Genomic DNA, 14,122 nt, shown 5'->3' with positions numbered 1-14,122 from the left:
ATAAATTTAAAAACGCTCACTAAAAAACTTTTATGGGACGAAAAAATCAAGTTTTTGACAACGTATTGGATTTGGTAGGAAACACACCACTTATTAGATTAAATACTATCACAAAACCATTTAAAGGGAATTATTACGCTAAAGTTGAAGCATTTAATCCCGGACACTCTTCAAAAGACAGAATTGCACTCTACATTATAGAACAAGCCGAAAAGCAAGGTATTATAAAACCTGGTGACACCATTATTGAAACAACTTCAGGTAATACTGGTTTCAGTATAGCCATGGTAAGCATCATTAAAGGTTACAATTGCATTTTAGCAGTGAGTTCAAAATCATCTTTAGATAAAATAGACATGTTGAAAACCATGGGAGCCAAGGTTTATGTGTGTCCTGCCCATGTTAGTGCAGACGATCCAAGATCGTATTACGAAGTAGCTAAACGTTTACATCAAGAAATCAAAGGTTCGGTTTATATCAACCAGTATTTCAATCAATTAAATATCGATGCACATTATGCATCAACAGGTCCTGAAATTTGGAAACAAACAGAAGGAAAAATAACGCATTTGGTTGCTTGCAGTGGTACGGGTGGAACAATTTCCGGTACAGCCAAATATTTAAAAGAACAAAACCCTAACATTAAAGTAATTGGTGTTGATGCCTATGGTTCGGTTATAAAGAAATACCATGAAACCAGAGAATTTGATGAAAAGGAAATATATCCATACCGAATTGAAGGTTTAGGTAAAAACTTAATTCCAACCGCTACCGAGTTTGATGTCATTGATGAATTTGTTAAGGTAACGGATGAAGAGAGTGCCCATACAGCTAGAGAAATTGCCAAAACTGAAGGATTATTTGTTGGGTATACTTCTGGAGCAGCCATGCAGGCAATTAAGCAATTGAACGAAGAAGGTGCATTTGAAAAAGATGCCAATGTGGTGGTGGTATTCCCAGATCATGGTTCACGTTACATGAGTAAGATTTACAGTGATAAATGGATGAATGAACAAGGTTTCTTTGACAGTATAAATGAAGAAGCTTTAGAAAGTATTGAGTTTATAAAGTAGTTTAAAAAAAATATATGTGATAGCTAGCTTTTCTTTAAAAGTTAGCTATCTTTTTTGTTAATAACAGTGTCAAAAATTATTATGCTGGGATTTTATAAATATTTAATTTTGTAGCATCTAACTAGATTAATGGCTTTATGAAAGATTTATTTGATAAAATATATAGAGATAAAGGACCTCTAGGGAAATGGGCCTCTCAAGCCGAGGGCTATTTTGTTTTCCCAAAACTGGAAGGCGAAATATCCAATCGTATGAAATTTCAAGGTAAAGAAGTTATTACCTGGAGTATCAACGATTATTTAGGATTAGCCAATAACCCTGAAGTTCGAAAAGTGGATGCCGAAGCAGCAGCCAAATATGGATCTGCTTATCCAATGGGAGCCAGAATGATGTCTGGTCATACCGATTTGCACGAGCAACTACAAAATGAGTTGGCAGCATTTGTGAATAAAGAAGCCGCCTATCTACTAAATTTTGGATATCAAGGTATGGTATCAACCATTGATGCGTTGGTATCTAAAGACGATATTATTGTATATGATGTTGATGCGCATGCTTGTATTATTGATGGTGTGCGTTTACACATGGGTAAGCGTTTTACCTACAAACACAATGATGTTGAAAGTTTAGAAAAAAACTTGGAGCGTGCCACTAAAATGGCTGAACAGACTGGTGGTGGTATTTTAGTGATATCTGAAGGTGTGTTTGGTATGCGAGGAGAGCAAGGTCGCCTAAAAGAAATAGTAGCGCTTAAGGAAAAATATAACTTCCGCTTTTTTGTTGATGATGCGCATGGTTTTGGAACTTTAGGAGCAACAGGAGCAGGAGCGGGTGAGGAACAAGGTGTACAGGATGGCATTGATGTGTATTTTGCCACTTTTGCGAAGTCTATGGCTAGTACGGGAGCATTTATTGCTGCCGATAAGGAAATTATAGATTACTTGAAATATAATTTAAGGTCACAGATGTTTGCAAAATCACTGCAAATGCAATTGGTGGTTGGTGCTTTAAAACGTTTGGACATGTTACGTACCATGCCGGAACTCAAAAAGAATTTATGGACCATTGTTGATGCTTTGCAATCAGGATTAAAGGAGCGAGGTTTTGATATAGGAACGACCCAAAGTTGCGTAACACCGGTATATCTACAAGGTAGTATTCCTGAAGCTATGGCACTGGTAAAAGACTTACGTGAAAATTATGGAATATTCTGTTCTATAGTGGTTTACCCTGTGATACCTAAAGGACTAATTTTACTACGAATGATTCCTACTGCAACGCATACATTGGAAGATGTAAGGGAAACTTTAGATGCCTTTGATGCTATTCGTAACCGATTGGAAAATGGTACTTACAAGCGCTTGTCAGCTTCAGTTTCGGCTGCTATGGGTGAGTAAAAATATCTAATAAAGAATTGATTAAAAAGCCTATTCAATTGAATAGGCTTTTTTTATAATAGTTTTTTAAATGTAGCCCGTCTTTTAATGACTTGTGCATTAAAATCCTTCCATATCTGATGCGATGCATGATTGTCTGCCAATTCTGGTAATCTAATGCAAGTGTCAATACCATTTTTGGATAGTGATTTATGGAATTCTTCAAAAATAATAGCGGTAACCCCTTTATTTTGATAGTGCGGATCAACGCCTATTAAATAAAATAAGGCCGTTTTGCTATTTTTTTTAGCTTTCAATAGTTTTAAAAATCCAAAAGGAAACAACTTACCCTTGACCTCTTGCAAGGCCTTTGAGAAGGAAGGTAATACGATGGCAAAAGCAACCATGTTATCATTGGAATCCAAAACAAACTTGATATATTCGGGATTAATAAAACTAATGAATTTCTTCTTTAAGTATTCTTGTTGTTTGCCTGAAATAGGGACGAAGGTTGATAGTTTGGAATAAGAACGATTAAACAAGGCAAACATATCATCTAAATAGGGAATGATGTCTTTAGAATTGGTAAAATTGGCAGGTTTTAAATTATAGCGCTCTTTAATTAATGTATTAACTCTTTTAAAACGATCAACTGGCGCTTTTTTAAAATCGAATTTACTTTCTATATATTCCTTTTCGATGGACAGTCCATATTTTTTAAAATGATCTATATAATAAGCGTGATTGTACCAGGTTGCCATGGTTCCAATATGATCAAAACCTTCAGTTAAAGCACCATTCTTATCTAAATTAGAAAATCCAACAGGGCCTTCTATAAATTTTAAATTATGGGATTTGCCTATTTCGGTAACTTTGTCCAACAACATTTTTGAAACCTCAAAATCATCAATGACATCAAACCATCCAAAGCGCATTTTTTTAACCTGTTGTTCTTTAACTTCGGTCCAGTTTATAATTGCTGCTACGCGACCAGCAATAGCGCCATTTTTTTTAGCTAAATACAAATGGACATCGGCATGTTCCAAAGCCGGATTTTTATCTTTGGTAAAAGTCGCCATCTCATCAGTGATGATAGGTGGTACCCAATATTTGGAACCAGCATATAAATTGAAAGGGAAGGTAACAAAGGATTTAAGTTCCTTTTTGCTTTTAACTTCTAAAAGTTCTATCATAAATCGTTTCTGCTACTAATTTAGGCCGTCATCAAAATCATTGCCTTTTCGTTTTTTTCTTTTTCGTTCTTTTCGGTTTGGGGCTTCTTGATTGGTGCGTCGTTCCAACTCTTCTTCAGCTGAAGTCCCATCGCTTTCTTCCTTGTCTTTATGAAAATCCAATCGGTAAGAAGCGCCCAAAGTCACACCAAATACTGAAGGGGTATCTTTCGTATTAAATGTTAATGCTGTATCTAATTGAAAATTCTTGTGCCATAAATAAGCACCGCCAAAACGAATTAAATTATCCGCATAATAATCACTGCTAATGCCTTGGGTTTCACCAAAAACAACCCATTGGTCTGTGATAGACTTGGTTAGGGTTAAAATGTAAGTGAAATCAGATCGGTCAGTACCGATTCTGTCTTTTATAAAATTAGTTACAAATACCCAGCCGCCCGCAAAATTATTTTGGGTAGCCACCATGATTTTAGGGCTGAAGCCTTCAATTCCGCCCGGCGGATCTAAAAATGGATTATCTTTTATATCGTAATTGGCGCCAGCATATACGGCTACAGCTGGAATAAGATGCTTCCATTTAAAGCTATGATTGGCTTTCCAGCTATACAAGTTTGGTTTTTCCTCTTCAGCGTTTTTATAAGGGTCGTAAACCAAGTATTTTGCACCAATGGTTAGTGTTTTAAAGTTGCTAAACGTTTCATCGTTAGCAATAGAGCCAGTAAATTCTCTTTTAGTTGATTGGAATGTTCCTCGAACATTCAATTCCAACTGTGGCCATAATAAGCCATAACGTCCTTCAAAATCAACGCCAATGCTCTTATCATCTCTTCTCAAAGGGCGGTGTTCTTCATTGAGCATATAAGGGCCAACTTCCAACTGAATGACATTAGTTCCCACTGAAAAGGCACTGCTTGAAACACCAGGTCTATTGGAATTGATAACTTCAGTATATTGGGAAAAGGAGTAGGACGTTGTAAGTGAAACAAGTACAACTAAAATAGTTTTAATGGGTTTCATAAGTTAAGCTTTGGAACCAAATATAGATATTTTATATTTTTTTTAAGTATATAAAGCCATATTTAACCACTAGGAATCGTATTTTTGTTAAAAATTAATATTATGCTGCAAACAGCTTCTTTTACTGGCTTGTTGAAAACCATATTAATAATTATGTTGGTGTATTATGGCATCAAAATCCTATCCCGGATTTTTGCTCCAGCATTGTTACGATATGTTACTAAAAAGGCTGAAAAGCAATTCGGGCAGCAATTTAATCAATACAATCGGCAAGAGCCCCAAAAAAAGGAAGGGGAAACGGTTATTGATAAAATGCCACAATCCAAAACTTCAAATAAAAACGTTGGTGAATATGTAGATTACGAAGAAATTGATTAATTTTCGCAATCATTGATTAACACCGATTCATGCAATTTTCTATTAAAAAGTGCTTACCTCACATCTGGGTTCTTATTGGGTTTATTTGTATTTCACTCGCTTATTTTAGCCCTGTTTTAAAAGGAAAAGAGATATTTCAAAACGATATTAAACACTATATCGGAATGTCTAAACAACAAAAGGATTTCAAAGCCAAAACAGGCCAAGAAACCTATTGGACCAACAGTGCCTTTGGTGGGATGCCTACTTATCAATTAGGTGCAAAATATCCCAATAACTATATCAAACAATTGGATTTAGCCTTACGGTTTTTACCAAGACCAGCCGATTATTTATTTCTGTATTTTCTGGGGTTCTATGTGTTATTACTGGTGCTTAAAGTGGATTTTAAGTTGGCCGCATTGGGTTCTTTGGCCTTTGGATTCTCAACCTATCTCATTATTATTTTGGGAGTAGGGCACAACAGTAAGGCGCATGCAATTGCCTATATGCCCTTGGTTTTAAGTGGTATCATTCTCACATTTAGGAAAAAATATGTTACAGGGTTTCTACTGACTGTCTTGGCGTTGGCACTGGAATTGGTTGCCAACCACCCACAGATGACCTACTATTTGATGTTGCTGGTTATCATATTAGGAGTGGCTTATTTGGTAGATGCTTATAAAAAACAAGTGCTACCACATTATTTTAAATCAGTTGGTATTTTAATAGTTGCAGTCGTTTTAGCAGTTGGTTTAAATGCCACAGGGTTTTTAGCCACTCAAGAATATGCTAAAGAAAGCACAAGAAGTAAAAGTGAACTGACTATAAACCCTGATGGTAGTCCCAAAGAGGTTACCGATGGCTTAAGCAAGGACTATATTACAGAATACAGCTATGGGTTTTTGGAAACATTCAATCTGTATATCCCACGATTTATGGGTGGCGGAAGCTATGAAGATGTGGGAAAAGATTCGGCATCCTATGACTATTTTTTGAGTTTAGGTGCGACGCCATTGCAAGCATTGGAACAAACGAAACAAATACCAACTTATTGGGGTGATCAGCCCATTGTAGAAGCGCCGGCTTACGTTGGAGCTGTAGTAATATTCTTGTTTGTACTAGCCTTGTTTTTAGTGAAAGGCCGTTTGAAATGGTGGCTGGTTGGAGGTACTATTATGTCGCTATTGTTGTCCTATGGCAAAAACTTGGGGTTTTTAACGGACTTCTTTATTGACTATGTACCGCTATACAATAAGTTTAGGGCTGTGAGTTCCATTCAGGTCATCTTGGAGTTCTGTATTCCCGTTTTGGGGGTTATTGGTCTTGTGAGATTATTCAATAATTATGAGAATGAACAAACCAAATTAAAAGCATTAAAGTATGCTGTAGGTATTACGGCTGGTTTTGCCTTAATAGTATTCTTATTGAAATCGACATTATTCGATTTTGTTGGTGTTAACGATGGGTTTTATAGACAAAATTATGGGCAACCATTCATTGATGCTGTTAAGGCCGATAGAAAAATGATTTTTTCGCAGGATAGTCTACGAACTCTTATTTTAGTAATCTTGGCAGCAGGCGTTGTTTGGTTGTTTATTAAAAAGAAAGTATCCGAAACCATAGCCATAGTATCATTCTCTGTATTGATTTTATTTGATTTGGTAGGAGTGGACCGTCGTTATGTTAACAATGATGATTTCGTTTCATCAATTCAGGTGAACAGACCCTTTAGTCCCAATCAAGCGGATACTGAAATTTTAAAAGACAAAACCCACTTTAGGGTCTTTGATTTAACTTCTGGAGGTGCGCGAGCAGCTTATTTCCATAATTCATTGGGTGGTTATCATGCCGCCAAACTCAAGCGTTTTAATGAATTGAATGATTTTCACATTTCCAAAAACAATATCAATGTACTTAACATGTTAAATACCAAGTATATTATTGCTGAAGATGAAGAAGGTCAAGTGGTTCCATATACCAACACCGATGCCAATGGTAATGCATGGTTTGTCAAGGAACTTAAGTTGGTGGATTCCGCCAACGAAGAGATGATGCTTTTGGACAGTTTGAACACCAAGACCAAAGCGATATACACCAAAACCAGTGATGAGGAAGCGCTAGGTAACAAAGTCTATCAAGTGGATTCAACGGCACAATTGGCTGTAGTCGATTACAAGCCTAACTACATAAAATATGAATCGACCAACTCAAAAGAAGGTTTCGCAGTGTTTTCTGAAATATATTACGGCGAAGGGTGGCAGTCCTTTATTGATGGGGAACCAGTGCCACATATCCGCGTAAACTATGTGTTGCGTGGTATGGAAGTGCCCGCAGGCAAGCATACTATCGAGTTTAAGTTTGACCCACAGGTGGTTAAAACGGGGAGTCAAATTTCATTGGCGAGCAGTATCATTTTTATGATATTGTTAGTTGGAGGCTTATTTTACAAGTTCAAGAAAACCTCAAAACATAGTGCCTAAAAAAGTACTCATCATAACCTATTATTGGCCACCAGCTGGAGGGCCTGGAGTGCAACGTTGGTTGAAGTTTGTTAAATATTTGCCTCAATATGATATTGCGCCTGTAGTGTATATTCCTTCAAATGCCCATTATCCTATTGTGGATGAAAGCCTAATTGATGAAGTTCCAGAAGATGTTACCATAATTAAACAAGCCATAAGAGAGCCTTATAAGTGGGCAGGAATATTATCCAAAAAGAAATCAAAAACAATCAGTAAGGGTATCATTCCTAAAGATAAATCACAATCTATTATTGATAAATTCCTCTTATTTATTAGGGGCAATTTGTTTATTCCTGATGCCAGAAAGCAATGGGTAAGTCCTTCTGTTCAATATTTGAGCACGTATATTGATGATTTTAATATTGAAACCGTTATAACAACTGGTCCCCCACATAGTTTACATCTCATTGGTTTAAAACTACAGGCGCTCAAAGGAATTCCATGGATAGCTGATTTCAGAGACCCTTGGACAACCATAGGTTACCACAAACAGCTGCGATTAACGAACATGGCTAAAAAAAAGCATTTGGAATTGGAAAACCAGGTACTTAAAAAAGCCGATCAATTAATTGTTACTAGCGAGGTTACAAAACGCGAGTTTACACAGAAAACCAATCGGCCGATTACGGTAATTACCAATGGTTATGATGTGAATAAAGTAAAGCAACCCCCTTTGGACTCAAAGTTTTCGATGGCGCATATTGGTTCCTTGCTTTCTGAAAGAAATCCAGAAAACCTGTGGTTGGTACTTAAGGAATTGATTGATGAAAACACAGATTTTGCAGCTGATTTCGAACTCATTTTTGTAGGTTCAGTTAGTGACGAGGTCTTAAAGTCTATTGAATCTTACGGTATAAGTAGTTATGTAAGTAACATAGGTTATGTATCACATAATGAGTCTATTGTATATCAAAAAAAATCGCAGGTTTTAGTTTTGGTTGAAATAGATAATGACGACACCAAATGCATAATTCCTGGTAAGTTATTCGAGTATATGGTTTCCAATAGACCTATTGTGGCGTTGGGGCCTAAAGGTTCGGATGTTGAGGGCATTTTAAGGGAAACCAATACAGGCCAATATTTTTACTATGATGCGCATCAAGCATTAAAAGATGTAATTTATAAGCATTATTTGAGTTATAAAGAGGGTAAGCTTCAATCATACGGTATTGGCTTACAAAAATATAGTAGAGAGACATTAACCAAAACTTTAGCAGAACTCTTATAAATGGGTATTGTTGTTAACCAATCAATTAAAAACACTATTATCACCTATCTCGGGTTTGGTATAGGCGCTATTAACGTCTTGTTTTTATTCACCCAGTTTTTAAGTGATGAGTATTTTGGTTTGATTACCTATATTTTGTCTACTGCCAATGTGATGATGCCTATTTTGGCATTTGGGGTTCATAATACCATTATTAAATTCTATTCGTCTTATAAAACTCGTCAGACACAAAATAGCTTTTTGATGTTGATGCTGTTTTTACCATTTGCTATCATCATTCCTTTGGGGATAATTGGGTATTTGGCTTTTGATGGTATTAGTCAGTGGTTTATAGGAAACAATGCCATAGTGGGTAATTATGTATGGCTCATTTTTGTTACGGCCATTTGTTTTTCGTATTTCGAAGTCTTTTATGCATGGTCAAGAGTGCAAATGCAGAGTGTATTTGGCAATTTTATGAAAGAAGTCTTTCATAGGGTTGGCACAACTATATTGTTACTGTGCTTATTTATGAATTGGATTACAGTCGAGCAATTGATTTATGGTATTACGGGTGTATATTTCTTGCGCATGGTCATTATGAAACTCTATGCTTACAGTTTAAGATTCCCTTCATTTAAAATTACTAAAATTCCCAATTTATCATCGGTTTTAAAGTACACCTCATTGATTATCATTGCTGGATCGGTAGCCAATATTATTTTGGAAATTGATAAGTTTATGCTCAATCGGTATGTGGCTATTGAAAACGTGGCCTATTATGGTGTGGCAATTTACATTGCATCAGTTATTAGTGTGCCTAGTCGGTCTATGCACCAGATTGTAAGCCCTTTAACGGCAAAACTTTTAAATGAGAATAACAAATATGAGTTAAAATTACTCTATCAAAAGAGTTCACTTAATCTGTTTATTATTAGCGGATTTATATTTTTATTAATTATTCTCAACATCAATGAATTGTACAAGCTAATCAACGACAGTTATGTGGATGGATTACTGATAGTTTTTATCATAGGCGTTTCCAAACTTATCGATAGTTTGTTGGGTAATAATAACGCCATTTTATTTAATAGCGATTACTACCGCATGGTTTTGATACTGGGTGTTTTTTTAGCAATTTTAACGATTGTGCTCAATATAATTTTTATTCCATTATACGGTATCAATGGGGCAGCAGCAGCCACTTTTATGGCAGTACTGTTATACAATTTGGCTAAAATATGGTTTGTGAATTTCAAGTTTAAAATGTTGCCGTTTACCTTCAGTACGACCAAAGTTATGATCCTGATAATTGTGAGTTTGGGTATCTTCTATTTCTGGGATTTTGGTTTTCACCCCTTGGTGAATATCACTTTTAAATCTATTCTCATTTCAGCGTTTTATGGATTCATCGTGTATGCACTTAATTTTTCTGAAGACATTACCGCTATTATGAATAAACTGCTGAAGCGTTAAAACGAGAAAATCCCACGAATGTGCTTTGAGGCATACTATTCGCAGGACTTTCTAACTAACCAACCAAAAAATTTTTATCGTCCTCTACCAGATTGCGATCTTGAATTGGCGCCTCTGGTAGTTGTTTTATTTCCTTTATTAGATATACGAGAATTTGTAGCTTTTGGTTTTCCAAAAGTGTTATTTTTTCTATAAGTCGCTGTTTTTCCTGTAGCATTACGGTTAGTACCCGAATATCTCACTGGGTTACTTCTAGAATTACGTACTTGCGCTTTTTGGGTGGGCTTTGTAGTACGTGGTTTCACTTGCTCGCTATTTCTATTAGGTTTACCCATACTATTTACAGTCCCTCTGTTTCTTGGGGTACTTGCCGTGCTTTTAACCTGATTATTTCTTTCTGAACCTTGCGACATTGCCGAACGGTTATTACGGGTCGCTCTGTCAGAGTTAGTACTCATCTCACGTCTTGCTGAACGTGCCGTGTTGACAATGGCATCATTACGTCTTCCATCTCCACGGCGTACGGTAGCCAAATCGCGACTTCTATAAACGGTGTTCCCGCGTCTACTGGCAACAGCTGTTGTACGTCTATAATTATTACGGTATGGTGTGGTATAGGCGTATCTAACAGGTGTGTAATACTGTCTATAAGGTCTGTTGTAAACCACGCAATGGTTTATGGCCGGAATTCTATAATAAGTATGCCATGGTCTAAAAACGTACACGCGATTAAACGGATTGATAAACCCCGTACAATATGAGAATCTATTAAAACGGTTGTAGTGTACATAAAGTCCACCTACACGCGAAATATAACCCAGCGAATTGTAGTTGATAAAAATATCACCTACTTGAATAACCCGTCCATAAAAGTCATAAAACACAGGCACATGTTCTATTTGGATAATCGCACCAAATTCGTCATACTGTACATAAGGATTGTAGTTATAACCAGAATTAAAACTAATACTCACGCCTGGCGAATTAATGGCGACGTTGACATTAGGGCCATAATGGGGCATATAAAAATCAAATTGACCATCAGGGAAGACGGAAAACTCAATACCACCCTCAACAAAGATGAAATTTTCACCATAACCTCGGTAGGTTGTATTCTCTAAACTAGTATCTGCTTTGGTGGTTGTAGCGGCATTAACACCGGTACTGGTAACCAATAGCGCTGTTAATAGATAGATTATTTTTTTCATAATGTCAGGGTTTTAATTAAACTCACTTCATTAAAAACAAACAACGTGCCAAAGATGAAAACGGGTTATTTTTAATTAGTTGATTTTGGGGTTTGGCTGTTTGTTTATGGGGCTTTTAATAAGAAGTTTGGAACAACTGATCAAAACTCTGGAATGACCAAACACTGAACTGGAATGACTAATAACGCAACTGGAACGACCAATAACTTAAGTGTACCAACCAATCAATGAAATGTTCCTACCAATAACTCAAGTGTACCACTCAATAACGGAAGTGTAACGTCTAATCACTTGAGTGTACCACTTAATCACGCAGGTGTACCAACCAATCATTGAAATGTTCCTACCAATAACTGAAGTGTACCACTCAATCACTGAAGTGCGGTAACCAATAACGGAAGTGTTGTACCCAATAACGCAAATGTTGTAAGTAATAACTAAAGTAACATGGGTAATTAGAAGTTGGGAATAGATAAAATAATTAAACTAATATTAGCCGCAATGAGCTATACAGGGTGCTACCAAAAGTTTTTTAACCTATAGTACCACTATTGAACCAATCACCTGGCTCAATTCTTTCATTCTTTTTATCAGTACGCTTCTTTACCTCTCCAAATTTTTTATGATAAGGAAGTGGTCCGTCATACGTCTTATCCACGTCGTCTAGCACTATATTTCTGAACCACGAGTTTATCTTGTTGAATATATTTTTTATTTGGTTCATTTTTCTGCGCTTTCTATTTACTTTTCTGATAGGTTTTAAGTTAGTTGCCCTTTCTTTTTATTCGCCATATATTAAAATTATTGCCAACGGTCTCGTATAACCGTCAATTACGGGATTAAAGTTAAAAATTTTTGGTTAAGAACTGACGTTAGCAAACCTTTAGGTTCAGCGCAGCTAATTCCGAGTAGATTCTAGCCTACCTTGAGCGCAGCGAACTGGCGGAGCAAATGCGGTTATCCATTGTTGTGTGTTCGTTTTTTGTCAGATTATTATATTACTCATTTTTAAAAATGTTAATTTGGAATTCTCTATAAACTCTTTTAATTCAGTGTTTTTATCAGCATTTTCGTTAGTTAACTCAATCATATATTCTCTAGCATTTGTAGTTTTTGGAAACATTACCCAAAATCTAAATCTTTTAATTTTCGGTGATTCAGATAGAAACTTAAGTTCTTCCAAATTAGATATTGTAAGATTGTCGCCTCTGCTCATTTCGTAAAAAGCTCTGTCTGAAACAGAAAGAGAATCAAGTTCATTATCAGATTTACGTAGTTCAGTTGAGAAACCACTAAATAATTGAGGATATAATATGCCTTTTTTTAAAATCAATTTGAGGGTTTCGTTTTTTTCATAAATTTTGAATGATTTGTCATCATATATAAATTTTGTTTCATTAACCCACTCAATTTCATCAATGGTAATTTCTTTAATCTCTTTAGGGTAAATCGAGTAAGATTGTTTCTCATAAATTCTTTTAAAAAACTCTTGAATCCGATAATTTTCTTGCTCTTTTGAACTATTAATAGTTTGTTTTAATTCGGTTCTTTTTTGGTTGGATTTACTTTGGGATTTGCAACCAAGAACAAGCATTAAGAGTAATGTTATAACAAATAATTTCATTTTTTAAATAAGGTTCTCAAATATCTTTCAATATTTTTAATCACAAAATTTATAATGAGTGAACAATGGTTTTTGTTGAGTAACGAGTTTTCTCAAAATGACACACAACGGTTTGGCTATGATTCCGTTGCGGAGAAAATCCGTAGGATTTTGCTTCGCCAGTTCGCACTTTGTGCTCGTGCCGGACGTAGTCGAATCCGCCGTAATTACGGTTATACATTGTTTTGGTTAGTTTTTTTATTTCCAAAATTCCACCATTTTTTAGGTTCAACGTAATTATATGAATCCGCATAACCATTATAATTCAGAACCATTTTGGCGTGGTGAGCAACCAAGTCATATTTGTGGTTAACGTATTTTTCAATCCGTTCACTTATTCTTGGGCTGTTGAATTTTATTAAGTCCATAAAAATCCAGCCTTGCACAGCATAAATGAATTCCAACTTTTCAAATTGTTCAAAAGCTATTTTTTCCATTTCGGAATCTCCCTTTTTGAGGTCATTTATTAGAGCAGCCCACGTAATTTTCTCAAAATGAGAATCTTTTTGTTCGAGTCGTTTAGCCAGAACTGGCAGAGCATTTTCGGATTTCATATCGACCAACGTTTGCCCAATCAATAGGTCATCCTTTTCATTCAGTTCCTCAATTAATCTTTTTTCAACTTCTAAAAACTCCTCTTTGTTTAGTCCCGCAATGATTTTGTCATTTGTAAATCCTTCCCTTTCCTCGCGAGTTGGCGGTGGAATAATTTCCTTAATTAATTTTTCAATATCTCTCATTCTTGAAATTGGGCACAACGTATTTGTGTATGGCTCGTTGCGGGAAATCCGCTAGGATTTTGCTTCGCCAATTCGCATTTCATACTCGTGCCCGCCGTGACCGAAAGATAGCAAATTTGCGAGGACTTTCCGCAAGGAAAGTCTAAAGGAATTATAGCCGTCTTAAGTTTACAAATCACTAAATTTATTATATAATCAGAAAGAACAAAAGAGAGGAATAAGGTTAATATAGCCGTAGAACATTTAAGTTCGTCAACATTGATAATCCCCTCTCTTTTCTACTTAAA

The 14,122-nt window shown here is 35.9% G+C and carries 12 protein-coding genes; 6 read left to right on the top strand and 6 right to left on the bottom strand.

Annotated features, from left to right (window positions below; translation table 11 throughout):
• Nucleotides 1–32 precede the first annotated feature (32 nt).
• Entirely contained in the window at nt 33–1,073 is a 1,041-nt protein-coding gene (locus C1T31_RS09300; RefSeq protein ID WP_103052229.1) for a PLP-dependent cysteine synthase family protein, read from the top strand.
• A 137-nt stretch (nt 1,074–1,210) separates the two neighbouring features.
• Nucleotides 1,211–2,470, top strand: coding sequence for an aminotransferase class I/II-fold pyridoxal phosphate-dependent enzyme (locus C1T31_RS09295; RefSeq protein ID WP_103052228.1), 1,260 nt, complete (start codon nt 1,211–1,213; stop codon nt 2,468–2,470).
• 53 nt (nt 2,471–2,523) lie between these two features.
• Here C1T31_RS09295 and C1T31_RS09290 read toward each other — a convergent pair whose 3' ends face one another.
• Nucleotides 2,524–3,642 carry a GTP cyclohydrolase gene (locus C1T31_RS09290; RefSeq protein ID WP_103052227.1) on the bottom strand — a complete coding sequence of 373 codons (1,119 nt, stop codon included), beginning with the start codon at nt 3,640–3,642 and terminating at the stop codon, nt 2,524–2,526.
• Nucleotides 3,643–3,657: 15 nt separating this feature from the next.
• Entirely contained in the window at nt 3,658–4,659 is a 1,002-nt protein-coding gene (locus C1T31_RS09285; RefSeq protein WP_103052226.1) for a transporter, read from the bottom strand.
• A 102-nt stretch (nt 4,660–4,761) separates the two neighbouring features.
• Between C1T31_RS09285 and C1T31_RS09280 the strand changes: the two genes are divergently transcribed.
• The 4 genes from C1T31_RS09280 to C1T31_RS09265 are packed head-to-tail and all read left to right on the top strand — an operon-like array spanning nt 4,762 to nt 10,224.
• Nucleotides 4,762–5,037 carry a DUF4834 family protein gene (locus tag C1T31_RS09280; RefSeq protein WP_103052225.1) on the top strand — a complete coding sequence of 92 codons (276 nt, stop codon included), beginning with the start codon at nt 4,762–4,764 and terminating at the stop codon, nt 5,035–5,037.
• Between the two features lie 29 nt (nt 5,038–5,066).
• Nucleotides 5,067–7,499 carry a YfhO family protein gene (locus C1T31_RS09275; protein ID WP_103052224.1) on the top strand — a complete coding sequence of 811 codons (2,433 nt, stop codon included), beginning with the start codon at nt 5,067–5,069 and terminating at the stop codon, nt 7,497–7,499.
• Complete coding sequence (locus C1T31_RS09270) at nt 7,489–8,769, top strand: glycosyltransferase (protein WP_103052270.1); 1,281 nt, start codon at nt 7,489–7,491, stop codon at nt 8,767–8,769. Before C1T31_RS09275 ends, C1T31_RS09270 begins: the two co-directional genes overlap by 11 nt.
• Nucleotides 8,770–10,224, top strand: coding sequence for a lipopolysaccharide biosynthesis protein (locus tag C1T31_RS09265; protein WP_103052223.1), 1,455 nt, complete (start codon nt 8,770–8,772; stop codon nt 10,222–10,224).
• Between the two features lie 74 nt (nt 10,225–10,298).
• Here the strand turns inward: C1T31_RS09265 and C1T31_RS09260 are convergent, their stop codons facing one another.
• The 4 genes from C1T31_RS09260 to C1T31_RS09245 form a co-directional block, all read right to left on the bottom strand.
• Entirely contained in the window at nt 10,299–11,432 is a 1,134-nt protein-coding gene (locus C1T31_RS09260; protein WP_103052222.1) for a hypothetical protein, read from the bottom strand.
• 532 nt (nt 11,433–11,964) lie between these two features.
• Nucleotides 11,965–12,156: a hypothetical protein gene (locus tag C1T31_RS09255; RefSeq protein WP_103052221.1), complete on the bottom strand. Its 192-nt coding sequence runs from the start codon at nt 12,154–12,156 to the stop codon at nt 11,965–11,967.
• Between the two features lie 261 nt (nt 12,157–12,417).
• A complete protein-coding gene (locus C1T31_RS09250) occupies nt 12,418–13,056 on the bottom strand; it encodes a hypothetical protein (protein WP_123912655.1) in 639 nt (212 codons plus the stop codon).
• A 212-nt stretch (nt 13,057–13,268) separates the two neighbouring features.
• Entirely contained in the window at nt 13,269–13,835 is a 567-nt protein-coding gene (locus C1T31_RS09245) for a hypothetical protein (RefSeq protein ID WP_103052219.1), read from the bottom strand.
• Nucleotides 13,836–14,122: the final 287 nt, after the last annotated feature.

It is taken from the genome of Hanstruepera neustonica (assembly GCF_002895005.1).
In the GTDB taxonomy this organism is placed as follows: Bacteria; Bacteroidota; Bacteroidia; order Flavobacteriales; family Flavobacteriaceae; genus Hanstruepera; species Hanstruepera neustonica.
Note: the sequence above shows the minus strand (reverse complement) of the source record. Positions and strands in the feature narration are given on the sequence as shown.